Below are 21,468 nucleotides of genomic sequence, written 5' to 3' on the forward strand. Positions count from 1 at the left end.
TCCCGGGCGATGATGCCAACCTCGCGCGCCGCCACTCGGGCGACGATCCGCAGGGCGGCGCTCTGGGTCAGGCGGCCGGGAGGTCGAAGCCGGAGGCGACGTTCAGTGTCGTGGCGAAGGTCAGGTACATGAGCCACAGGCCGACCAGGATGTGTACGGCGCCCAGCGCCCGCTCGCCCAGGTTCGCCGACTCGCGCCCGTCCGCGTCCACCCGAACGCCGATCTTGAAGCTCGCGAAGAACTCGCAGATGTACACCGCGGTCAGTCCGCCGAAGAGCACACCAAGGGGCCAGGCGCCCGCGTCGAAGAACACCACCACGCCCAGCACCGAGACGATGATGAACGGGATCGCCATATAGCCGTTGGGCCTAGGGTCGTTGCCCCGCGCCCGGTTCCAGCCCAGCGCGAACCAGTGGATCCCGTACGCGCTGAACGCCAGCGCCGCCATGTACTGGCCCGGGTTCGTGGTGAAGACCGGGAACCAGGTCAACCCGATGAACAGCAGGATGCCGACCAGGAACTGGCAGAACCCGGGCATCAGGATGCCCCAGACGCCAGTGGCCCGATCGTCCTCCCGGCTGCGCCGTGGGTAGCGGAACAGCTCCTGCGGACCCCAGATCAGGTAGCCGGTGCCGAGCCCGAAGAACCCAAGCACCACGGGCGCGAACAGCGAGGCGGGAAACAGGGACACTCAGGCAGTATCCGGCAAATCGCTCCGGCGATTGCCCTCTTTGGACTGATCGAGGTGGACATTGACTGCGATCTTGGTGGTCGTTACCGTCGATCCGTCAGGGAGGAGCCGGCATGGCAGCCCATTACGTCGTGCGCCACGTCGACCGCGCCGATCCGGCCGTCATCGCCGCGCTGGGCGACGCGGGCGTCGCCACGGTCCACGAGGCGGCCGGGCGGGTCGGGCTGCTCGGACCCGCGATCCAGGCCCGCCAGGCCGGCGTCACCATCGCCGGCTCGGCGATCACGGTTTCCTGCCACCCCGGCGACAACCTGATGATCCACGCCGCGGTCGAGGTCTGCCAGGCCGGCGACATCCTGGTCGTCACGACGACGTCGCCGTCGACCGACGGCATGTTCGGCGATCTGCTGGCCACGTCGCTGACGGCCCGCGGGGTGCTCGGGTTGGTGATCGACGCGGGCGTACGCGACCTCGCGAGCCTGCGCGCCATGGGCTTCCCGGTCTGGTCGGCCGCAGTCCACGCCCAGGGCACCGTGAAGGCCAGCCCCGGCTCGGTCAACGTGCCCGTCGTGGCCGCCGGTCGGCTCGTCCGGCCCGGCGACGTCGTGGTCGCCGACGACGACGGTGTGGTCGTCCTGCCCGCCCCGGCGGGTGAAGCCGTGGCCGAGGCCGCCGCCAAGCGGATCAGCAACGAGGAGGCCAAGCGCGCCACGCTCGCCGCCGGCACGCTCGGAGTCGACCTCTACGGCCTGCGCCCTCTGTTGCACGACCTGGGCGTGGAATACGTCGACCGGCTGCCGGACCGATGAGCACCGACGGCGTCCGCTGTATGCAACTACGCGGCGGAAGCTCCAAGGGCGCGTACTTCCTCGCGGCAGACCTCCCCGACGACCCGCGGGAGCGCGCCGACCTGCTCCTGCGGATCATGGGTTCGCCCGACGAGCGGCAGGTCGACGGCATCGGCGGCGGACACCCGTTGACCAGCAAGGTCGCCGTGGTCAGCCGCTCGACGGACGCCGCCGCCGACGTCGACTACCTGTTCCTCCAGGTGGTGCCGGACCGGTCGGTCGTCACCGACGCGCAGACCTGCGGCAACCTGCTAGCCGGCGTGGGACCCTTCGCCATCGAGCGGGGCCTCGTCCCGGCGGCAGGAGAGACGACCGAGGTGCGCATCCGGATCATGAACCCCACGGTGGCGTACGCCCGAGAAAGGGTACGCACGCCGGGCGGCCGGGTGACCTACGCCGGTGACACCACGATGGCCGGCACACCGTTCCCGGCCGCGCCGATCGAAATCGAGTTCCCGGGCAGCGACCGGACGGTGTTCCCGACAGGCAACCTCGTCGACCGGTTCGCGGGCCTCGAGGTCACCTGCGTCGACGCCGGCATGCCGGTCGTCCTGGTGCGCGCCGGCGCCCTCGGCCTCGACGGCACCGAGACACCGGCCGCGCTGGAGGCCGACGCCGCGCTCAGGACCAAAGTGGAGACGCTGCGCCGCGAGGCCGGCCCCGCGATGGGCCTCGGCGACGTCACCGACAGCACGGTCCCGAAGATCACCATCGTCTCGCCGCCCAGGCACGGCGGCACGGTCACCACCCGGACCTTCATCCCGCACCGGGTCCACCCGGCGATCGGCGTCCTGGGTGCGGTCTCGGTGGCCGCCGGGGTGACCTCGCCGGGGCCGCCACGACTGGTGCGGATCGAGCACCCGACCGGCACGTTCGACGTGACCGTCGACCTCGAAGGCGAAGGACCGCTGACCCGGCTGCGGTCCAGCGCTGTCGTGCGCACCGCCCGCAAGCTGTCTGACGGCCTGGTCTGGCCCCGCGATGGAGAGGCAACCACATGACCGATGACCCGGACCGGCGCCGCGACCTCGCCCATGTCGGCCCGGTCGAGCTGTACACGCCCGTACTCGAAAAATCCCGCGACTTCTTCGTCAACCAGATGGGCCTGCGCGAGGTCCACCGCGACGCCACCTCCGTCTACCTGCACACCTGGGACGACTACCAGTCCTGGACGCTGCGGCTGATCCAGCGCGACACCGCCGGCGTCGGCCGCACCTACCTCCGTGCGGCCAGTCCGCAGGCGCTCGATCGCCTGAAAGACGCGGCGAAGGCCGCCGGCCTGCACCGAGGCGTGGTCACCGACGCGCGAGATCTGGGCGAGGTGCACCTGATCGCCGACCCCGACGGGCACGAGCTCGGCCTCTACTGGGACGTGGATTGGTACGCGGCGGACGACACCGACCGGCCCGCGCTGAAGAACCAGGCCGCGGCCTATCCCGGCCGGGGAGCCAACCTGCGCCGGCTCGACCACGTCAACTACCTCACCGCCGACGTTCCGCGGACCGCCGCGTTCCTGCGCGACACCCTCGGCGCGCGCTGCACCGAGCAGATCGTCAAGGATGACGGCAGCCCGCAGGCGATCTGGTACTCGCTGGGCAACAAGAGCTACGACCTCGTCTACACCGAGGACTGGACCGGCACCCGGGGCCGCCTGCACCACCTGGCGTTCGCCACCGACACCCGCGAGGAGATCCTGCGGGCCGCCGACGTCTGCCTCGACGCCGGCGTGCACATCGAGACCGGGCCACACAAGCACGCCATCCAGCAGACCTTCTTCCTGTACGTGTGGGAGCCCGGCGGCAACCGCATCGAGCTGTGCAACGCCGGCGCGCGGCTGATCCTCGCCCCCGACTGGAAGACCATCAGTTGGACCCGCGAGGAACGCGCCAAGGGCCAGGCCTGGGGCCTGAAGACCATCGAGTCCTTCCACACCCACGGCACCCCGGTCGTCCCGATCCAGAATGGATAGTCAACTGAGGGTCGCCGTGCTCGGGCTGGGCGAGGCCGGCAGTGAGCTCGCCCGGGACCTCGTCGCCAAAGGCGTCGACGTGCGCGGCTTCGACCCACTCGTCGCACCACCGTCCGGTGTGGAGGGCCGGAACGACGACGCCGACGCCGTCCGCGACGCCGACCTCGTGCTGAGCGTCAACAGCGCGCACGACGCCCTGCCGGCCCTGGAGAGCTCGCTAACCGCCCTAGCGCCAGGCACCATCTGGGCCGATCTCAACACCGCCGCACCCGCGGTGAAAGCAGCGTTGGCCGCACGGGCGACCGGCATCGAGGTCGTCGACGTCGCGCTGATGGCGCCCGTGCCCGGCAACGGCCTGCGCACCCCGATGCTCGTCGCCGGGCGGGCCGCCGAACGCTATGCCGACCTCCTCACCCCGCTCGGCGCCGACGTCACCGTCCAACCCGGACCGGCGGGCGCCGCGATCGCCCGCAAGCTCCTGCGCAGCGTCTTCTACAAGGGCCTGGCCGCCGCCGTGGTCGAGGCCCTCACCGCCGCCGAAGCGGCCGGCTGCGCCGATTGGCTCCGCGGCAACATCAGCGCGGAGCTGGCCGGCTTCGACTCGCGCACGATCGACCGCCTGGTCGACGGCACCCACCGGCACGCGAGAAGACGGGCCGACGAGATGGCCGCGGCGGCCGAACAGTTGCGCGCACTGGGTGTCGAGCCCCGGATCACGAACGCCGCCCGCGACCTGCTCCGGAGCCTCAATGATCATTGACTGTCATGGTCACTACACGACGGCACCGACCGCCCACACGGCCTGGCGCGACGCGGGGCAACCCCCGCCGTACCCGGAGATCTCCGACGACGAGCTAAGCGAGTCGATCGAAGGCAACCAGCTCAGGCTGATGGCCGAACGCGGCATCGACCGCACGCTGTTCTCACCGCGCGCGTCGGCGATGGGCCACCATGTCGGCGACGAGACGGTCAGCGGAGCCTGGGCCAGGGCCTGCAACGACCTGATCGCCCGCGTGGTCCAGCTCTACCCCGACAGTTTCGCGGGCGTCTGCCAGCTTCCGCAGTCACCCGGCGTGCCGATCGCCCACTCGGTGGCGGAGCTCCGGCGCTGTGTCGAGGAGCTCGGGTTCGTGGGCTGCAACCTCAACCCCGACCCCAGCGGTGGCCACTGGACCGCACCGCCGCTGACCGACCGGAGCTGGTACCCCTTCTACGAGGCCATGGCCGAGCTCGACGTGCCGGCCATGGTGCACGTGTCGGCGGTCACCAACCCCAGCTTCCACGCCACCGGGTCGCACTACCTCAACGCCGACACGACCGCCTTCATGCAGCTACTGCAGGCGGACCTGTTCACCGACTTCCCGACGCTGCGCCTGGTGATCCCGCACGGCGGGGGAGCGGTGCCGTACCACTGGGGTCGGTTCCGTGGCCTGGCCGACATGCTGGGTCGGCCACCGATCGAGGAAGCCTTGCTGGGCAACGTGTTCTTCGACACCTGCGTCTACCACCAGCCGGGCATCGACCTGCTCTTCGGCGTGGTCCCGGTGGACAACATCCTGTTCGGGTCGGAGGTGCTCGGTGCGGTGCGTGGCATCGATCCACGCACCGGCCACCACTTCGACGACACCCGCCGCTACGTCGACGCGCTGCACCTGGACGCCGACGACCGGTCAAAGGTGTACGAGCGCAACGCGTACCGCGTCTACCCGCGGCTCAGTCGACGACCTTGACGTCCTTCCAGAAGGCCACCCGGTCGCGGACCATCTCGGCGTCCGGCTTCGGCTCGGGGTAGTACCAGACGGCGTCGGCGCTGGACTGGCCGTCGTGCTGGAGGGAGTAGTACGAGGCCGTGCCCTTCCAGGGGCAGATGGTGTGCGTGGCGGATTCCTTGATCAGGTCGTCCCGCAGCGCCGCGCGGGGGAAGTAGTGGTTGCCCTCGACCACGACGGTGTCGTCGGACTCGGCTATGACCAGGTCGTTCCAGATCGCTTTCGGCATGAGACCCAACCTATGTCGGGCGTCGCACGGTCGCCAGGCGAGCGGCGGCCGTCACGTCCTCGGCGCGCGGACGGCGCAGCAACAGCACCGCGAAGGCCAGCAGCCACAGGCTCCAGAGGACATAGCCGGCGAAGTTGGCCAGGTCGACGAGCGGCAGGTCCAGCGGCGAGAGCACACCGGCCAGGACGAGGACCGCCGACACCGCGCCGAGGACCGAGAACCAACGTCCGGCGAGGGTACGACCGAGAGCGGCCAGCACCAGCAGCGTCCACGCGGCGGTCAGCAGGTAGCCGAGGGTCTCCCCGATGATGTTGCCGAGGACCAGGTGGGCGGTGGCGAACGAGTCGCGGGCGCCGGCGGCGACGGCCGGGTCGGCGCTGGTCGCGTCGGCGGCGTACCCGGGCACCAGCAGCGGCCAGCGGGCCAAGCCGATCACCTGCACCACCGCGGCGGCGATGCCGACCGGCACCGCGACCCGCATGAGTCGACTGGTGGAGAGCCGCCCGACACCGACGGCGATCGGCGCGAACAGCGCGGCCGACAGGGCCAGCACGGTGAACCAGCCGGTGACCGCACCCTGGTGGGCGCGGAACGACGCGAGTACCGCGTCGACCGGCTCCTTGAGCACGTCCGGGTAGTTGAAGACACTGCCCAGTGCCGTGAACGCCACGTTGGTCAGCACGGCGGCGGCGATCAGCAGCGCTGCGGTGAGCTTGCGGTTCATGAGTCCTCCCGGTGGTGGTGTGCGCCCGCGATCCAGGCGACGAGGATGTTGTCGGGGTGGTCGGCGAGGTGGTCCCGGGCCAGGGTGTGCACCCGGTCGTGGTCGCCGTCGAGATGCGCGGCCGCGATGGCCACGAGTTGACGGTCGCGGGTGCTCGCCGCCCGCCGCGCGGCCCGCGCGAGCAGGCCCGGCGTGGCGGGGGCGGCCAACACGGCCGCGACCAACAGGACCGGCTCCTGGCTGGTCCGGGCCTGTTCGACGAGGCGGGCGGCCGCCGCGGCGTCGCCGCCGATGAACTGCCGGATCAGCCGGTCGGTGTCGGTCATGCCTCGAAGGATCGACGCGGGCGCTGACGCCGCGCTGATGCCCGGCTGACGCCTATGCTCGACCCGTGCTGACCGTGGCGGTCTTGGGTCCGGTCGAGGTGCGACGCGATGGTGTCCCGCTGGCGATACCGGCCGGCAAGACCACCGAGGTGCTGGTTCGGCTCGCCCTCGACGCCGGTGAGCTCGTGCGGACCGAGCGGTTGATCGAGGATCTGTGGGGCGGCGGCGCCCGCAACACGGTGCAGTCGAAGGTGTCCGCGCTCCGCCGTGCGCTGGGCGATCCCGCGCTGGTCCAGGGCGGCCCGGCCGGCTACACGCTGGCGATCGGCCGCGGCCAGGTCGACGCGCTGGAGGTGCTCCGGCTGGCGGAGGTCGACGGCGACACCGCCACGGCATTGGCGATGTTCCGCGGCGATCTCCTCCTGCCCGGCGCGGGCGACGGCGCCTGGGTCGCACCGCACCGCACCCGGCTGCGGGAGGCACGGCTGCGCCTGACCGAGGACAGCCTCGCCGCCCGGATCGACCTCGGCGCCGCCGGTGAGCTGGTCGGCGACCTGGAAGGGCTGGTCGAGGCCCATCCCCTCCGCGAGCGCCTGTGGGCGCTGCTGATCACCGCCCTTTACCGGTCCGGCCGGCAGGCCGACGCCCTCACCGCGTACCGCCGGGTCCAGCGGCGCCTCGCCGACGAGTTGGGCGTCGACCCGGGCCGGGAGCTACGCGATCTGGAGCAGCGGGTCCTGCGCCAGGACCACGGCCTGGACGCGCCAGCCCCGGGAAACCTGCCGGGGGTCTCGGCGTCGCTGGTCGGCCGCGACGCGGAGCTCACCGCCCTCACCCGCGCGACGCGCGACCATCGGCTGGTGACCGTGGTCGGCCCGGCCGGGGTCGGCAAGACCCGCCTCGCCGTCGAGGTGGCGCGGTCCGCCCGGCCGGCGGGCGGCGCGTGGCTGGTCCGCCTGGACGGCGTGCGCCCCGGAGCGCCCCTGTGGCCCGCGGTGGGCGAGGCGTTCGGCGTGAGCGCGGCGACGCGGGCCATGGTCCTGGACCGGCTGCGCGGCATCGACCTGCTGCTCGTGCTCGACAACTGCGAGCACCTGCTGGACGAGGTCGCGGACCTGGTCAGCACGGCACTGAGCGCGGCGCCCGGGCTGCGGGTCCTCGCCACGAGCCAGGTTCCGTCCGGTGTGGATGGTGAGGTCGGCTTCCCGCTGGAGCCGTTGACGCTCGCCGACTCGATCACGTTGTTCACCGAGCGCGCCACACAGCAGCGCCGGTCACTCGTGGTCGACGCGGACACGCGACGGTCCATCGCGCAGGTGTGCCGGGCACTCGACGGCCTCCCGCTGGCCATCGAGCTCGCCGGTGCCCGCGCCAAGGCGCTGTCGATCGACGAGATCGCCCGGCGCCTCGACGACCGGTTCGCGTTGCTGGTCGACCCGACCAGCCGCCGCCCGGAACGCCGGCGCACCCTTCGCGCCGCCATCGCCTGGAGCTACGACCTGCTGTTCCCCGACGACCAGCGCGGTCTCTGGGCCTTCGCGTGCTTCGCCGGGGGTGCGCCGCTAACCGCGTTCGAGCACGTCCTCGCCGCCCTCGACGTGCCGGCCACCGCCGCCGTCGACATCGTCGACCGGCTCGTCGACCGCTCACTCGTCGCGGTCGACGGCGACGCGACGCGGTACCGGCTGCTGGACAGCGTCCACGCGTACAGCCTGGAGCGCCTGCGTGCGGCCGGTCTGGCCGACGTGGCCCAGGCCGCCCACGCCACGTGGCTGGCCGAGGCGGCCGACCGGGCCGCCACCGGCGCGCGGGGCGCGGACCAGGCCACCCACCTGGCGACGGTACGGGCGGAGGGCGCCAACACCGACGCCGCGCTCTCCTGGACCGCCGACCACGACCCGTTGCTGGGCCTGCGGATCGCCAACGGGTTCGGCTGGGCCTGGTCCGTCCTCGGCGCCGGACCGGACGGTGCCCGGCGCGTCCGCGCGGCCCTCTCCGCAGCCGACTCCCGCGCCTCCGAACAGGACCGGGCGACGGCGCTGCTGCTGGCCGGCTTCCTGGAGGCCTCGGGCGGCGACCTCGACCGGGCAACGGCGGACCTGGAGGAGGCCGGCGGCAACGGCCTCTACCTCGCGTTCGTCCGCAGCCAGCAGGGTCGGGCACCGGAGGCGCTCGCCCTGCTGGCCGACTGCCGGTCGGCGTTCCACCGCGACGGTCAGGTCTGGGAGGAGGGCGTGAGCTGGTTGCTGGAAGCCTGGGCCGGGATCGCCCTGGGCGACGTCGCACAGGGCCGGGCCGCCTGCGCCGAGGCGCTGCGCCTGCTCGAACCGGTCGGCGACCAGTGGGCGCTCAGCCACGCCGAAGCCCTGCTGGGTGAGCTCGCCCAGGCCGAACAGCGGTTCGGTGCGGCCGCCGCGCACCTGCGCCGAGCCGCCGACGCGACACACGCGCTCGGGTTCGCGGCCGCAGAGGCACACCACCTGGCCAACCTCGGCCGCGTCCAGCACCGCGACGGCGACCGGGAAGGGGCCGTCGCCACCCTCCGGCTGGCCCGCGACACCGCGCGTGCCACCGGCGACCCGCGCACGGCCGCCCTCGCGGGCGTACGCCTCGGTTGGGTCCTGCGCGCGCTCGGCCGCGGCGACCAGGCCCGCACCGCCGTCGAGCCCGCGTGCCGGTGGTACGCCGCCGCCGGTGGGGGAGACGCGGCCCTGCTCGCTGACTACCTGCTGGCCGCCCTCGACGCGGACGACGGTGCGCCGGACGCCGGCCGGCGCCTCGACGACGTGCTGGCCGCCGCTCGCCGCGACCACGCCGTCGACGTCGAGGTGCTGGCCCTCGACACCCTGGCCCGGCTGCGCGCCGACGAGGGACTGCGCGCCGCCGCCGACGCCGTCCTGCCGGCGGCGCGGCACCTCATCTCGGATCGGGACCGGGACTGAGCCGCCCGTAGGAGACCAGGGTCCGCAGGCTGCCCAGGGTGACGATGCCGCGCCACTCGCCGAGCGCGGCCTGGCCCGGCGGCTCCCAGGTGACCGGCCAGCCGCCGTCGTCCTGCTGGTCGCGCTCCAGACGGTCGAGGTGGGCCTGGATGACGTCCTCGCCGAACAGACCGCGCCAGGGGCTGTCCGCGGACGGAGCGACGCTGAGCGGCGAAAGCCCATAGGCGTCGTCGTCCGGGTCCAGGCGGAACCACGACGCCTTGGTGAGTGCGTCACGCACCCGGTCCGCCGCCGCGATGGCCCGGCCCCGCTCCGGCGTGTGCTCCAGGAAGCCCAGGACCTCGCTGAGCGCGTGCGCGTCGGCGGGCAGGTCCACAGTGTCCAGTGTGGTCCAGACGTAGGCCGACGCGGTGGCGGTCCACGGGTGCTCGACGCCGAGCTCGTACAACAGACCGACGATGCCCGCGGTGGGGTTGAGGCCGGGCTCGTAGGTCCAGTCCGACCAGTGCTCGGCCCTCGGGTAGTCCTCGATCACCGGGAAGGCCAGCGGCACGGCGCCACCGACAGTCACCGTCGCGAGGTAGTCGCACGCGTCGCGAACCAGTGCCGGGTCGACGGTCCGCGCCGTGACCATGGCCTGGAGCGCGCACTCGACGTCGATGGGCAGGCTGGCCGGGCAGCGCTTGTCGGGCTCGAGCCCGTGGCCGAACCCGCCGTCGTCGTTGCGGTAGCCGCGCAGGGCGTCGAGCACGCCCGTGCCGGGCGCGGCCTCGAAGCAGGTGGCGAACAGCCGCCGCTCCAGGAGCCGGCCCGCGCACCGGATGAAGTCGCGCCCGTCGACGAATCGCTTTTCCATTCCCGAGACCGTACGCGCGGGCGCCGGGCATGGCTTGAAGGAATCGGACCCGTCAGCGGTTGCGGGCTTCGATCGCCTTGATGGTGCTCGCGAGCCCCTTGGCGAACATGCCGGTGCCGACGACGCCGAGCAGGGCCCCGATGGCCTTGCCCTTGAAGTTCTTGCCCTCGCGCACCACGACCACGTCCACATCGGTCGTGCCGTCGGGCTGCGGCGTCAGGTTGTAGGTGTGGCCCGACCGACCGCCCCAGGTGTTGGAGTCCGTCGTCGTGAGGACGACGTGGTTGATGTCGGACCAGTCGTAGTTCAGGCGTTCCCAGATGCCACCGGAGCCCTCGGTGACATCAGCGTGATCAGTGCTGCGCTCGTGCACCTTGAGGTATCCGTCGTCACTGCGGCCGAAGAGCTCTGACCGCCCTGGACCGAAGTCGGTGAGCCCGGCGACGAACTGCTCAGGCGTCGCGGTGGTGGTCTGGTGAAGCCGAATGGTGGCCATGCCCAAACCCTAGAACAGGAGTCGGTCCAGATCCTCGAAGAATTCGGGGTACGTCTTGGTGACGCAGCCGGGGCCGGCGATCTCGATGCCGGGCACGCGCAGGCCCAGCAGCGACAGGCTCATCGCCATCCGGTGGTCGTCGTACGTCGCGAACCGGGTCGGTCGGGGCTGACCGGGGCGGATCGTGAAACCGTCGTCGTCCTCGGTGGCGTCGATGCCTGCCCTGCGCAGTTCGGTGACGATCGCCGCGAGCCGGTCGGTCTCCTTGCGGCGGATGAAGCCGATGCCGCGCACCCGGGTCGGCGAGTCGGCGAAGACGGCGACCGCGGCCAACGTCTGCGCAGTGTCGGAGATGTCGGCCATGTCGACGTCGACGCCGGTCAGCGGGCCGTCGACGCTGACCGTCAGCGAGTCGGCCGTGCGCAACACGTGTGCGCCCATCTCGGCGAGGACGTCGGCGAAGCGGACGTCGCCCTGCAGGCTCCCGGTGCCGAGCCCCTGGACGGTCACCGTGCCGCCGGCCACCGCGGCCGCGGCCAGCAAGTAGGAGGCGGCACTCGCGTCCGGCTCGACGGCGTAGTCGGTCGCCCGGTAGGAACCGGGCGCCACCCGCAGCCCGTCGACCGTGACACCGAACGCGGCCATCACGGCCTTCGTCATCTCGACGTACGGCACGGAAACCAGGGGAGAGGTGACCTCCACCGCCAGGCCGTCGGTCATCAGCGGGCCGGCCAGCAGCAGCCCGGAGAGGAACTGGCTGGAGATGTGGCCGCTGACCTGAACCGGGCCGCCAGGCAACGGACCCCGCACGGTCGCGGGCAGGAAGTCCTCCGCCGAGACCTCGCCGCCGAGGTCGCGCAACGCGTCCAGCACCGGCCCGAACGGCCGGGCGCGCAACTGCGGTGCGCCGTCGACCACCGTGCGACCAGGCCGCGCCGCCGCGACCGGCAGGACGAACCGGGCCGTGGTGCCCGACTGGCGGGCGTCGACGACGGCGTCCGACGTGCCGGCGCGCAGGTCGATCCCCGTCACGGTGACGCGGGCGGCCGCCGGATCAGCGTCCACAGTGGCGCCGAGCGCGGCGATCGCACCCAGCATCGCGCGGGTGTCGTCGGCGAACAGGACGCCGCTCAGCGTCGAGGTGCCTGGCGCGAGGGCGGCGCAGAGCAGCGCTCGGTTGGTGATGCTCTTCGAACCCGGCGGGCGCACGACAGCGTCGAGCGGCCCGCGCGACGGGGAAACGGCCAGGACGTCCGGGAAGTCACGCACGAGGGTGGATTCTAGGCGGGGCGCCGGTAGACCCCGTACCACCAGGTCTGGGCCAGCTCACGGGCGAATGCCGCGTCGTCGGTGGGTGGCGCGGTGGTGACCTGGTCGAAGATGGCCCGCTCGCCGCCCTGGACGATCACCCGCGCGGCGCTGACCAGGTTGACGTCGGCGGGGGTGCGACCCGCGGCCTGCTCGGCGCGCAGCGCCGCGATCGTCCGGTCGGTGAACTGCGCGAGGCCCTGGCTCCAGAAGTCGCGCACGGTCAGGTCGTAGGTGGCGACCTCGCCGACCGCTCGCAGGACGGCGGCGTGTTCCCGGTAGACACCCAGGATCCGCAGGAAGTCCTCGGCGAGCTTGTCGAGGCCGTCGGTCGGCTCCCAGGCCGAGGCGACGTCGAAGGACGTGGCGAGCATGTCGGTGGCCAGCCGCAGGAGCAGGTCGGTCTTGTCCCGGAAGTGGGCGTAGAAGGTCGAGCGGGCGACGCCGGCCTCGACGGAGATCTGTTGCACACCGAGATCGGTGAAGCTCGCGCCGCCGGTCAGGATCCGGCGCGTCGCGGCCAGGATCTCGTCCTCGGCCGAGACGGGCCGCGAAACCTTCGGTGCGCGTCGCCGGGTGATCGAGGCCATGGTGGGAATCCTATGGGCTGGGCCGGATGTCGATCATCACACTACACCGTGTCCGGACGCCGTGTAGCGTTGCGCCGGACATAGTGTCCGGACGAGCTGACCGCGTAAAAGGGGTAAACGGTGAAATACCGTCTGTTGGGACGCACGGGGGTATGGGTTTCCGAGATCTCCCTAGGGGCGATCACCTTCGGTGGCGCGGACCACCCGATCTACAAGAACCTGGGCGCCCTTGGGCAGGACGGCGTCGATCGGCTGGTCGGCATGGCGCTCGACGCCGGGGTCAACTTCATCGACACCGCCGACATCTACGCCGACGGCGAGAGCGAGCAGTTGCTCGGCCAGGCGATCAAGGGCCGCCGGCGCGACGTGCTGATCGGCACCAAGCTGCTCGCCGCGGTCGGGCCGGGGCCGAACGACCAGGGCCTCACCCGGATGCACATCATGCGGTCCGTGGAGGACAGCCTGCGCCGGCTGGGCACCGACTACATCGACCTCTACCAGCTCCACAACTATGACCATGTGACGCCGATGGAGGAGACGCTCAGCGCGCTCGACGACGCCGTGCGCCAGGGCAAGATCCGCTACATCGGCTGTTCGAACTTCTTCGCCTGGCAGATCAGCAAGGCGCTGGGCATCTCCGCGCTGCACGACCAGGCCCGGCTCGTCTCCAACCAGACGCACTACTCGCTGGTCTCCCGAGACGCCGAGCGCGACCTGGTGCCGATGGCCGAGGACGAGGGCGTGAGCCTGACGGTCTGGGCGCCGCTCGCCGGCGGGTTCCTCTCGGGCAAGCACGACCGCGGCGGCGTGAGCACCGAGCAGGACTCCCGCCGGGTCCAGGCCGGCGGCGACTTCGTGCCGTTCGACGAGGAGGCCGGCTTCAAGATCCTCGACGTGGTCCGGGCCGTCGCGGCGCGGCACGAGGTGAGCCCCGCCCGGGTATCGCTCGCCTGGCTGCTCGCCCAGCGGGCGGTCACCAGTGTCGTGGTGGGTGCCCGCAAGCCCGAGCAGCTCGCCGACAACCTGGCCGCCTCCGACCTGACCCTCACCGAGCAGGATCTCGCGGAGCTCGACGAGGTCAGCCGGCCGCCGGTCGCGTACCCGAACTGGATCCAGGCGGCCTTCAACCCGATGCGGATCCCCGCGGCCAACCTGGCCTAGGCGGCGTACGCCTCGAGCTCGTAGATGCGGGCGGCCTGGTCGGACGTGCTGGTCGGCGAGATCACGTTGAGCCGGAGGTAGCGCGCCGCGACCGGGCCGAACGTGCTGGTCGTGACGTTGGCCGTGTTGCCGCGGACCTGCGCGGCGGTGGTCCAGGTGGTGCCGTCGCCGCTGGTCTGGATGTCGAAGTCCCGGGTGTTGAACCCGGCGCTCTCGCCGCCGGCGCCGGCATGGCGGACGACGACGCGGCCGACGGCGGTGCTGGACTGCAGGTCGACCCGCAGCCACTTGGTGGCGCCGACGGAGCACCATTTGTCGGCGTTGCCGCCGTTGGTCGTCCCGTTGACGGCCTTCTCGGGTCCTTCGTTGGTGGCGCACCGGCTGTCGGCGGTGGCGGGTTTGTTCAGGGCGAGGTTCGTCGCCGGCGGGGTGGTGCCGGTGAGGGCGAAGTCGTCGATGTCGAACAGCCCGCCGCCGCTGCCGGTGAAGACCAGGAACAGCGACCCCGACCCGGCGGTCAGGCTCGTGCTGACGTCGGCGTAGGTGCCGTAGCCGCCGGTGTTGGGCACCGCGACCGAACCGAGCAGCGGCCCGGTGGCCGAGCCGGAGCGCACCTGGATCGTGCCGCCCGTGCCGCCGGACGCGATCCGGGCGGTGAAGCCGGTCCGGCCGGCCACGGAGACGCCGGAGAAGCCGATCCAGTCCCCGGCGTCGATGTAGCCGACGCGGTTGCCGCCGTGCGCCGCCGCGTCGGCGACGATCTGCACACCCGACTGCGACGTGTACGACTCCGCCTCGACGCGGCCGCCGGTCGGTGGCGCCGTCGCCCACGGCACCTGCGGCGAGCGGTAGAACGAGATGCCCTGGGTCGTCCACCGTGGACCCTGCGCACCCAGGCGCACCTTGAACGTGTCCCAGTTGCGGGCCGACTGGGGCGACCAGGCGAGCTCCGCGATGGCGGGCATGCGCGGGAACGCCATGAACTCGATGTGCGCGAGCTGGGTGAGCGTCTCGCTCCACATCGGAGCCTCGACGCCAAGGATCGCGCTCGCGGGCACGCCGGGCACCAGGGTCGCCGGATCCCAGTTGTACGCGGTCTGCACCTCGATCAGCCCGGCCCAGCTGAGCCCGAGCGGCGTCTCGTTGGTGTACTTCATGTCCAGGTAGGCCTTGTTGGCCGGCGACATGACGACCTTGTCGCCCTTGGCGACCGCCGCGCTCAGGTCGGGGTCGGAGGTCGTGGTGCCCCAGAACTGCGCGATCCGACCGGGCGTGTGGTCGGCCTGGCCGAGCTGGTGCCAGCCCATGACGGTCTTGCCGGCGGCACCGGCGTACGGCTGGATCCGGTTCATGAACGTGCGGTAGTCGGCGTCGGAGGTGCTGTTCGCCTCGTCACCGCCGATGTGCAGGTACGGCCCGGGAGTGAGCGCGGCGAGCTCGTTCAGCACCTGCTGCACGAACGTGTAGGTGAGCTCCTTGCCGACGCACAGCGAGCTGAAGCCGACGGCGGTGCCCGTGTAGAGCGGCGGGGCGACGTTGTCGCAGTTGAGCTCGGCGTACGAGGCGAGGGCCGCGTTGGTGTGCCCCGGCATGTCGATCTCCGGCACGATCGTGATGTGCCGTGCGGCGGCGTAAGCCACCAGGTCGCTGTACTGCGCCTTGGTGTAGAAGCCGCCGGGACCGCCGCCGACCTGCGTGCTGCCGCCGACGCTGGTCAGCCGTGGCCAGGCGTCCACCACGATCCGCCAGCCCTGGTCGTCGGACAGGTGCAGGTGCAGGGTGTTCAGCTTGTACTGGCTGATGTGGTCGATGTAGCGCTTCACCACGTCGACGCCGAAGAAATGCCGAGAGACGTCGAGCATCGCGCCCCGGTACGCGTACCGGGGGCGGTCGACGATCCGGCCGCCGGCGACCTCCCACGGTCCGGGTTGGACGGTCCGCGCCTCGATGGCGCCCGGGAAGAGCTGCCGCAGGGTCTGCACGCCGTAGAAGAGCCCGGCCGCGGTCTGCGCGCGGATGGTGAGCACGCTCGCGGTCACGTCGAGCTGGTAGCCCTCGGCCCCGACGCTCGAGTCGGCCCCGGACAGCAGCAGCGCGATGCCGCTCGACGGGGTGCCGCTCACGGTCGTGACGGGCAGCGCGTAGCCGGTGGAGGGGCGCAGGATCCCGGCGAGGTAGGTGCCGACGGCCGCCGAGCCCGCGTCGGTCTGGATCGCCGCGCCGGCCGGCAACGTGTAGGTGACACCGGTCGCCGGCTGCACGGTCACCGGCACGGGCACGACGCTCTGCAAGCTCACGACGGCCGCGCTGGCTGGTGTGGCACCGGCGACGAGCCCGGCGGCGGCGAGGATGGTGACGGCCGCGAGGGCCAGGGCGCGACGGTGCACGACGTCCTCCAGCGAAACGGTAAAGTTTCCTGCGAGTTCGACGGCAGGCTATGTCTCGCCGGCGGTGGTGTCAACGGCTCACGGTCGTCTCCCGCTCCACGCGCGAGAGCTTCTCGGGGTTCCGGACGATGTAGAGACCGGTGACCAGGCCGTCGTCGATCCGCACCGCGACGACGTTGTCGATCTCCCCGTCGATCCGGATGATCAGCGCGGGCCAGCCGTTGATCTGCGCCGGCTCGACGGCAACGAGGCCCGCGACGCGGGGCAGGCCGGCGGCCAGCACGCGGGACACCTTGGCGGCGCCGACAACCGGCTTCGGGATGGCCTGGCGGACTCCGCCGCCATCGCCCAGCAGCACGACGTCCGGCGCGAGCACGTCGACCAGGCTCTGCAGGTCGCCGGTCTCGACCGCCCGCTGGAACGCCTCGACGGCACCGCGGGCCTGGTCGGCGGAGACGCCACCGCGCGGGCGGCGCGCGGCGACGTGGGCCCGGGCGCGGTGTGCGATCTGGCGCACCGTGGCCGGCTCCTTCTCGACGGCCTCGGCGATCTCCTCGTATTCCAGGGCGAACACCTCACGCAGCACGAAGACCGCCCGCTCGGTCGGCGTGAGCGTCTCCAGCACCAGCAGCATCGCCATCGAGACGCTCTCGGCGAGCTCGACGTCGTCGGCCACGTCGGGCGCGGTCAGCAGCGGCTCGGGCAACCACTGACCGACGTAGGTCTCCTTGCGCCGGCTCAGCGTGCGCAGCCGGTTCAGGGCTTGGCGGGTGGTGATCTGCACCAGGTACGCGCGCTGGTCCCGCACCGTGTCGAGATCGACGTCCACCCAGCGCAACCACGTCTCCTGCAGCACGTCCTCCGCGTCGACGGCCGAGCCCAACAGCTCGTAGGCGACGGTGAAAAGCAGGTTGCGGTGGGCGACGAATGTCTCGGTGGCGGGCATGGGTGACTCCTGTTCGCCTTTGACCCTGACATCCACCAGACACCGGGCACCGCGGTTCCGTGACAGTGAGCCGGCTATGGCGTGGGTCACCTCGTCACCCTGTCACAGGGTGCGGGCGGCCGGCATCTCATGAGCGTCCGGTACGCGAGACACCAGCGAGGAGAACGTCATGGACGCCCGCTTCAACCTGTTCGAGAGCCCGACCGCCGCCAAGTTCGCCAAGCGGGTCTTCGGCGCCGCTTCGGTCCTGCACCAGTCGACGCTGCCGCTGGCCACCGCCGAGCTGGTGCAGCTTCGGGTCAGCCAGATCAACGGCTGCGCGATGTGCGTCGACATCCACACCAAGGAGGCCACGGCGGCGGGCGAGACCTCGGTGCGGCTCAACCTGGTCGCCGTCTGGCGCGAGGCCACCGTGTTCACGGAGGCGGAGCGGGCGGCGCTGGCGTTGGCCGAGGAGGGCGCCCGGCTCGCCGACGCGCACGAGGGCGTGTCCGACGAGACCTGGGCGCAGGTGCGCAAGCACTTCGACGACGACCAGATCGGTGCGCTGATCTGCGTGGTCGCCATGATCAATATGGCCAACCGGATCAACGTCATCATGCGGACCCCGGCCGGCTCGTACGAGGCCGGGATGGCCGCCAAGTTGCTCGACTGAACCCGGGTCGGCCCGGCCCACCGCGGGCCGGGCCGGCTCCTACTTCTTTGGTTTGCCCTCCACGGCCTTCGTCTCGCCGCCGTTGGCCCGCTCGCCGAGCCGGGCCAGCAGCGCCGGCAGGTCGACACCCGTGAGGTCCGAGCCGAGCTGGAGGCCCTGCGCGACGTTGCCGGCGACGGACTTCGCCAGTGCCGACGCGCCGTCGGTGGAGATGACGGTCATCTTGTCGATCGCGCTCATCGGGCGGCTGGCCGCCTCGACCACCTCCGGAAGCACCCGCACGAGCAGGTCGAGGACGGCGGCCTCGCCGTACGTGGCGAACGCGTCGGCCTTGCGGGCCATCGCCTCGGCCTCGGCGTTGCCCTTGGCCAGGATGGCCGCCGCCTCGGCGGAACCCTCGCGCTCGATCGCGTCCGCGATGGCCGTGCGCCGGCGCTGCTCGGCCTCGCCCTCCTTGGCGCCCTCGATCGCGTTGGCCTCCGCCAGCGCGGCCCGCCGCGCCCGCTCACCCTCACCGGTCAGCCGCGCCTGCTCCGCCTGCGCCTGGGCCGCGGCGATGGTCGCCTGGCGCTCGGCGTCGGCCTTGAAGACGGCCGCGTTGCGGGACGCCTCGGCCTCCTGCTCCAGCTTGTAGCGGGCCGCGTCGGCCGGCTTGCGCACCTCGGTGTCGAGCTGCCGCTGCTTGAGCTCGGCGTTGCGTTCGGCGACCTTCTGCTGCTCGGCGAGGATGGCCTGGTCGCGCTCGGCGGTCGCGAGCGGGCCGGCGGCCGCCGACCGGGCCCTGGCCGCGTCGATCTCCGCCTGGATGCCCGCCTTCTTCAGCGCGAGGTTGCGCTCCGCCTCGGCGATCGCCTCCTCGGCCAGCAGGCGCTCCTGCTCGGCGGACTGCCGCGCGCGGGCCTCCGCGATGGAGGCCTCCTTGAGCACCCGGGCGGCCTCGGGCCGACCGAGATCCTGCAGGTACGAGCCCTCGGCGACGATGTCCTGCAACTGGAACGTGTCGAGCACCAGACCCTGGTTGGTCATCGAGTGCTCGGCCTCCTCGGCCACCGCGGACGCGAAGGCGGCGCGGTCCCGGATGATCTCCTCGATGGTGAGCCGGCCGACGATCGAACGCAGCGAACCGGCCAGCACCTCGCGGGTGAACTCGTCGATCTCGGCCTGCTGGCGCAGGAACCGTTGCCCGGCCGCGCGGATCGCGTCCTCGGTGCCGCCGACCTTGACGATCGCGACGCCGTGCAGGGCGGCGCGGATGCCCAACTTGGTGACCGCGCCGGTGATCTCGACGTGGATGCGCCGGCTCGACAGGTCCAGCGACTGGAGCTTCTGCACCACGGGCACGACGAAGACGGAGGCGCCCATGACGACCTTCTGGCCCGACAGGTCCGTCTGCCGGATGCCGGCGGACGACACGGTGGCCCGCCCCTTGCGGCCGGTCACGATGAAGGCCTCGTTGGGCCCGGCCACCTTGATGCGGGAGAGCACGAACATGACCAGGAGCAGCACCAGCAGCACGGCGCCGCCGAGCCCGATGAGCAGTGGCATCTGACAAGCCCTTCAGGAGAGGGGGTGCACCGGCTCGACGACGACGCTCGTCTCGCTGGCGGCCTCGATGACGAAGATTTCGGCGCCCGCGGGCAGCGGCCGGTCGGCCTTGGCGTACAGCTTGATCGGTTGCCCGCCGAGGCGGACCCGCACTTCGCCGTATCCGGTCGCGCTGATCGGCGTGACCACCACGCCGGTGGTGCCGACGAGGTCGGCCCGGGTGGGCGTGGCGTCCGTGTGCATGTTGCGGGCGGCCCGCGACAGGCGCACCGCGAGGTAGGCGGTGGGCAGTGCGGCGAGCACGCCCACGGCCCCGGCCACCGCCACCGTCTCGGGCGTGTGCCCACCGACCAGCTCGTTGGTGATCGCACCGGCGAACCCGAGCGCGCCCAGGAAGCCCGCCACCGCCTCGATGGAGAAGAAGTCGGGCAGTTCGAGGTGTCCGAAGTGGAGCAGCTCGCCGCCGAGCAGCGAGAGAGCCAGCACCAGCGCACCGGCGCCGCCGATGAGCAGGAAGACAACGGTGGCACCGTCCATCCGACACCGCCCTCCCCGCGTCCTGAGTGCAGGGTAGCTACCACCCGCCAGCGGCGGGATCCGCGCAAAGGGTCAGATCCGTGGCCCGAGGAACAGGCCGCCGCTCGCGTCGACCACCTGGCCGGTGATCCAGCGGGCCGCGTCGGAGGCGAGGAACGCGACGACCTCGGCGACGTCGTCGGGCCCGCCCAACCGGTCCAGTGCCGTGGTGCCGGCGATCAGCCCGGCCAGGCCCGGCGTCTCGAACACGGCCGCGTTGGTCACGGTCCGGGTCGCGCCGGGCGCGACCGCGTTGACGGTGATGCCGCGGACTCCGAGCTCGTTGGCCAGGGTCCGGCTCATCGTCTCGACCGCGCCCTTCGTCATGGCGAAGGACGTCTGGGCGGAGTTGGCCATCCGGGTCGCCACCGACGAGATGGTGATGATGCGGCCGCCGTCGCGGAACAACGGCAGGGCGCGCTCAATGATGAAGTACGGCGCGCGCACGTTGACCGCGAAGAGGTGGTCGAACTGCGCGCGGGTGGTGGTGCCGATCGGGCCGGCGGGCGCGGCCGCCGCGTTGTTGACGAGGATGTCGAGCGGGCGTCCGGCCAGGCCGGCCTCGACGCCCGCGAAGAGCCTCTCGACGTCGCCGTCCACCCCGAGCTCGGCACCGACCGTGAACGCGGTGCCGCCGGCGCGCACGATCTCGTCGACCGTCGCCGCCGCGCCGTCCTGGTCCGTGCCGAAATGGACGATGACCGCCGCACCCCGCGCCGCCAGCCGGGTCGCGATCGCCTGCCCGATGCCGCGCGATGCCCCGGTTACGAGGGCGGTCCTGCCGGTCAGATCAGTCATGGTCGCTGCCTCATTTGTGTTAGTCACTACCAACTTGGTAGACGCTAACACACTGGTAGTCTCTAACGCGTGCCCGAGTCACCGCTGCGAGCGCAGCGCCGAGCCGAGACCCAGCGCGCGATCCAGGCGCACGCGGTGCGGCTGTTCAGCGAGCGCGGCTACGACGCCACGACCGTGACCGAGGTGGCGGAGGCCGCGGGCGTCTCGGCCATGACCGTCTACCGGCACTTCCCGACCAAGGAAGACCTGGTCCTGGTGGACGAGCTAGGCCCGCTCGTCGCGGCCCGGGTGGCCGCGTCCGCCGGCGTGCGCCCGCCGGTGCGTCGGATCGGCCAGGCGCTCGTCGAGTCGGCCACGGCGGTGACCGGTGACCGTTTCCTCCTCGCCCGGCTTCAGCTCATGATCTCGACCCAGGCCTTACGGGCGCGGCATCTCGACAATCACTACGTCCTGCAGCAGGCCATTGTGGACGCTCTCGGCGCCGACGCCGGCGACCCGTTCGATGCCGAGGCGGCGGCCAGCGCCTGCCTTGCCGCGATGCACACCGCCCTGGTGCGGTGGGCCCAGGACGACGGCCGCAGCGACCTGGCCGGCCTGGTCGCCAAGGCGCTCGCCGCGGCCGTCGGCGACCCTGTCCGCGATCACTAGCTAG

The 21,468-nt window shown here is 72.0% G+C and carries 22 protein-coding genes; 9 read left to right on the forward strand and 13 right to left on the reverse strand.

Annotation, left to right across the window (positions count from 1 at the left end; all coding sequences use genetic code 11):
• Nucleotides 1-67: 67 nt before the first annotated feature.
• Complete coding sequence (locus BLV39_RS34540; RefSeq protein WP_204082696.1) at nucleotides 68-691, reverse strand: hypothetical protein; 624 nt, start codon at nucleotides 689-691, stop codon at nucleotides 68-70.
• A 113-nt stretch (nucleotides 692-804) separates the two neighbouring features.
• Here BLV39_RS34540 and BLV39_RS34545 point away from each other — a divergent pair, with 113 nt between their 5' ends.
• The 5 genes from BLV39_RS34545 to BLV39_RS34565 are packed head-to-tail and all read left to right on the forward strand — an operon-like array spanning nucleotide 805 to nucleotide 5,238.
• Entirely contained in the window at nucleotides 805-1,500 is a 696-nt protein-coding gene (locus BLV39_RS34545) for a 4-carboxy-4-hydroxy-2-oxoadipate aldolase/oxaloacetate decarboxylase (protein ID WP_090801575.1), read from the forward strand.
• Nucleotides 1,497-2,540, forward strand: coding sequence for a PrpF domain-containing protein (locus tag BLV39_RS34550; protein WP_090801578.1), 1,044 nt, complete (start codon nucleotides 1,497-1,499; stop codon nucleotides 2,538-2,540). The genes BLV39_RS34545 and BLV39_RS34550 overlap by 4 nt, the downstream gene beginning before the upstream one ends.
• Entirely contained in the window at nucleotides 2,537-3,508 is a 972-nt protein-coding gene (locus tag BLV39_RS34555; protein WP_090801581.1) for a VOC family protein, read from the forward strand. Before BLV39_RS34550 ends, BLV39_RS34555 begins: the two co-directional genes overlap by 4 nt.
• A complete protein-coding gene (locus tag BLV39_RS34560) occupies nucleotides 3,501-4,268 on the forward strand; it encodes an NAD(P)-dependent oxidoreductase (protein ID WP_090801584.1) in 768 nt (255 codons plus the stop codon). Before BLV39_RS34555 ends, BLV39_RS34560 begins: the two co-directional genes overlap by 8 nt.
• Nucleotides 4,258-5,238, forward strand: coding sequence for an amidohydrolase family protein (locus BLV39_RS34565; RefSeq protein WP_090801587.1), 981 nt, complete (start codon nucleotides 4,258-4,260; stop codon nucleotides 5,236-5,238). Before BLV39_RS34560 ends, BLV39_RS34565 begins: the two co-directional genes overlap by 11 nt.
• Here BLV39_RS34565 and BLV39_RS34570 read toward each other — a convergent pair.
• The 3 genes from BLV39_RS34570 to BLV39_RS34580 are packed head-to-tail and all read right to left on the reverse strand — an operon-like array spanning nucleotide 5,222 to nucleotide 6,556.
• A complete protein-coding gene (locus BLV39_RS34570) occupies nucleotides 5,222-5,506 on the reverse strand; it encodes a DUF427 domain-containing protein (RefSeq protein WP_090802830.1) in 285 nt (94 codons plus the stop codon). The two genes, BLV39_RS34565 and BLV39_RS34570, sit on opposite strands and share 17 nt — an antisense overlap.
• A gap of 10 nt (nucleotides 5,507-5,516) precedes the next feature.
• The gene (locus BLV39_RS34575; RefSeq protein WP_090801590.1) at nucleotides 5,517-6,230 is read right to left on the reverse strand and encodes a DUF4386 family protein; all 714 of its coding nucleotides are present in this window, start codon (nucleotides 6,228-6,230) and stop codon (nucleotides 5,517-5,519) included.
• Nucleotides 6,227-6,556 (reverse strand): hypothetical protein, encoded by a 330-nt coding sequence (locus BLV39_RS34580; RefSeq protein ID WP_090801593.1) that lies wholly within the window; start codon nucleotides 6,554-6,556, stop codon nucleotides 6,227-6,229. The genes BLV39_RS34575 and BLV39_RS34580 overlap by 4 nt, the downstream gene beginning before the upstream one ends.
• A 65-nt stretch (nucleotides 6,557-6,621) precedes the next feature.
• Between BLV39_RS34580 and BLV39_RS34585 the strand changes: the two genes are divergently transcribed.
• Nucleotides 6,622-9,498, forward strand: coding sequence for an AfsR/SARP family transcriptional regulator (locus BLV39_RS34585; protein WP_090801595.1), 2,877 nt, complete (start codon nucleotides 6,622-6,624; stop codon nucleotides 9,496-9,498).
• Here BLV39_RS34585 and BLV39_RS34590 read toward each other — a convergent pair.
• From BLV39_RS34590 to BLV39_RS34605, 4 genes are read right to left on the reverse strand one after another with little or no spacing between them, the layout of a single operon-like run.
• Nucleotides 9,473-10,354 (reverse strand): hypothetical protein, encoded by an 882-nt coding sequence (locus tag BLV39_RS34590; protein WP_090801598.1) that lies wholly within the window; start codon nucleotides 10,352-10,354, stop codon nucleotides 9,473-9,475. The genes BLV39_RS34585 and BLV39_RS34590 overlap by 26 nt on opposite strands.
• Before the next feature lie 52 nt (nucleotides 10,355-10,406).
• Nucleotides 10,407-10,850, reverse strand: a complete 444-nt coding sequence (locus BLV39_RS34595; protein WP_090801601.1) for a hypothetical protein — start codon at nucleotides 10,848-10,850, stop codon at nucleotides 10,407-10,409.
• Nucleotides 10,851-10,859: 9 nt separating this feature from the next.
• On the reverse strand, nucleotides 10,860-12,119 hold the full coding sequence (gene aroA, locus BLV39_RS34600; protein ID WP_090801604.1) for a 3-phosphoshikimate 1-carboxyvinyltransferase: 1,260 nt from the start codon (nucleotides 12,117-12,119) through the stop codon (nucleotides 10,860-10,862).
• Between the two features lie 11 nt (nucleotides 12,120-12,130).
• On the reverse strand, nucleotides 12,131-12,748 hold the full coding sequence (locus BLV39_RS34605) for a TetR/AcrR family transcriptional regulator (RefSeq protein ID WP_090801607.1): 618 nt from the start codon (nucleotides 12,746-12,748) through the stop codon (nucleotides 12,131-12,133).
• A 120-nt stretch (nucleotides 12,749-12,868) separates the two neighbouring features.
• On the opposite strand from BLV39_RS34605, the gene BLV39_RS34610 reads away from it, so the two are divergent.
• Nucleotides 12,869-13,909: an aldo/keto reductase gene (locus tag BLV39_RS34610; protein ID WP_090801610.1), complete on the forward strand. Its 1,041-nt coding sequence runs from the start codon at nucleotides 12,869-12,871 to the stop codon at nucleotides 13,907-13,909.
• Here BLV39_RS34610 and BLV39_RS44900 read toward each other — a convergent pair.
• Both BLV39_RS44900 and BLV39_RS34620 read right to left on the reverse strand, forming a co-directional pair.
• Nucleotides 13,906-16,296, reverse strand: a complete 2,391-nt coding sequence (locus tag BLV39_RS44900; RefSeq protein ID WP_090801613.1) for a family 20 glycosylhydrolase — start codon at nucleotides 16,294-16,296, stop codon at nucleotides 13,906-13,908. The genes BLV39_RS34610 and BLV39_RS44900 overlap by 4 nt on opposite strands.
• Before the next feature lie 70 nt (nucleotides 16,297-16,366).
• The gene (locus tag BLV39_RS34620; protein ID WP_090801616.1) at nucleotides 16,367-17,242 is read right to left on the reverse strand and encodes an RNA polymerase sigma-70 factor; all 876 of its coding nucleotides are present in this window, start codon (nucleotides 17,240-17,242) and stop codon (nucleotides 16,367-16,369) included.
• Nucleotides 17,243-17,411: 169 nt separating this feature from the next.
• Here BLV39_RS34620 and BLV39_RS34625 point away from each other — a divergent pair, with 169 nt between their 5' ends.
• Nucleotides 17,412-17,897: a carboxymuconolactone decarboxylase family protein gene (locus BLV39_RS34625; protein ID WP_090801618.1), complete on the forward strand. Its 486-nt coding sequence runs from the start codon at nucleotides 17,412-17,414 to the stop codon at nucleotides 17,895-17,897.
• A gap of 39 nt (nucleotides 17,898-17,936) precedes the next feature.
• On the opposite strand, the gene BLV39_RS34630 is transcribed toward BLV39_RS34625, so the two are convergent.
• The 3 genes from BLV39_RS34630 to BLV39_RS34640 all read right to left on the reverse strand — a co-directional run bounded on the left by BLV39_RS34630 (nucleotide 17,937) and on the right by BLV39_RS34640 (nucleotide 20,816).
• Entirely contained in the window at nucleotides 17,937-19,442 is a 1,506-nt protein-coding gene (locus BLV39_RS34630; protein WP_090801621.1) for a flotillin family protein, read from the reverse strand.
• 12 nt (nucleotides 19,443-19,454) lie between these two features.
• Nucleotides 19,455-19,979, reverse strand: coding sequence for an NfeD family protein (locus tag BLV39_RS34635; RefSeq protein ID WP_090801623.1), 525 nt, complete (start codon nucleotides 19,977-19,979; stop codon nucleotides 19,455-19,457).
• Nucleotides 19,980-20,051: 72 nt separating this feature from the next.
• Nucleotides 20,052-20,816, reverse strand: coding sequence for an SDR family oxidoreductase (locus tag BLV39_RS34640; RefSeq protein WP_090801626.1), 765 nt, complete (start codon nucleotides 20,814-20,816; stop codon nucleotides 20,052-20,054).
• Nucleotides 20,817-20,885: 69 nt separating this feature from the next.
• Here BLV39_RS34640 and BLV39_RS34645 point away from each other — a divergent pair, with 69 nt between their 5' ends.
• The gene (locus BLV39_RS34645) at nucleotides 20,886-21,464 is read left to right on the forward strand and encodes a TetR/AcrR family transcriptional regulator (RefSeq protein ID WP_090801629.1); all 579 of its coding nucleotides are present in this window, start codon (nucleotides 20,886-20,888) and stop codon (nucleotides 21,462-21,464) included.
• The last annotated feature ends 4 nt before the right edge of the window (nucleotides 21,465-21,468 follow it).

Origin of the sequence: Asanoa ishikariensis, assembly GCF_900107455.1 — a bacterium.
Classification (GTDB): Bacteria; Actinomycetota; Actinomycetes; order Mycobacteriales; family Micromonosporaceae; genus Asanoa; species Asanoa ishikariensis.

Excerpts from the sequence above, each read along its gene's own strand:
- BLV39_RS34595 (WP_090801601.1), bottom strand. The coding sequence starts at position 10,850 with ATGGCCACCATTCGGCTTCACCAGACCACCACCGCGACGCCTGAGCAG.
- BLV39_RS34620 (WP_090801616.1), bottom strand. The coding sequence starts at position 17,242 with ATGCCCGCCACCGAGACATTCGTCGCCCACCGCAACCTGCTTTTCACC.
- BLV39_RS34560 (WP_090801584.1), top strand. The coding sequence starts at position 3,501 with ATGGATAGTCAACTGAGGGTCGCCGTGCTCGGGCTGGGCGAGGCCGGC.
- BLV39_RS34630 (WP_090801621.1), bottom strand. The coding sequence starts at position 19,442 with ATGCCACTGCTCATCGGGCTCGGCGGCGCCGTGCTGCTGGTGCTGCTC.
- BLV39_RS34545 (WP_090801575.1), top strand. The coding sequence starts at position 805 with ATGGCAGCCCATTACGTCGTGCGCCACGTCGACCGCGCCGATCCGGCC.
- BLV39_RS34625 (WP_090801618.1), top strand. The coding sequence starts at position 17,412 with ATGGACGCCCGCTTCAACCTGTTCGAGAGCCCGACCGCCGCCAAGTTC.
- BLV39_RS34550 (WP_090801578.1), top strand. The coding sequence starts at position 1,497 with ATGAGCACCGACGGCGTCCGCTGTATGCAACTACGCGGCGGAAGCTCC.
- BLV39_RS34580 (WP_090801593.1), bottom strand. The coding sequence starts at position 6,556 with ATGACCGACACCGACCGGCTGATCCGGCAGTTCATCGGCGGCGACGCC.
- BLV39_RS34640 (WP_090801626.1), bottom strand. The coding sequence starts at position 20,816 with ATGACTGATCTGACCGGCAGGACCGCCCTCGTAACCGGGGCATCGCGC.
- BLV39_RS34555 (WP_090801581.1), top strand. The coding sequence starts at position 2,537 with ATGACCGATGACCCGGACCGGCGCCGCGACCTCGCCCATGTCGGCCCG.
- BLV39_RS34565 (WP_090801587.1), top strand. The coding sequence starts at position 4,258 with ATGATCATTGACTGTCATGGTCACTACACGACGGCACCGACCGCCCAC.
- BLV39_RS34570 (WP_090802830.1), bottom strand. The coding sequence starts at position 5,506 with ATGCCGAAAGCGATCTGGAACGACCTGGTCATAGCCGAGTCCGACGAC.
- BLV39_RS34590 (WP_090801598.1), bottom strand. The coding sequence starts at position 10,354 with ATGGAAAAGCGATTCGTCGACGGGCGCGACTTCATCCGGTGCGCGGGC.
- BLV39_RS34605 (WP_090801607.1), bottom strand. The coding sequence starts at position 12,748 with ATGGCCTCGATCACCCGGCGACGCGCACCGAAGGTTTCGCGGCCCGTC.
- BLV39_RS34575 (WP_090801590.1), bottom strand. The coding sequence starts at position 6,230 with ATGAACCGCAAGCTCACCGCAGCGCTGCTGATCGCCGCCGCCGTGCTG.
- BLV39_RS34635 (WP_090801623.1), bottom strand. The coding sequence starts at position 19,979 with ATGGACGGTGCCACCGTTGTCTTCCTGCTCATCGGCGGCGCCGGTGCG.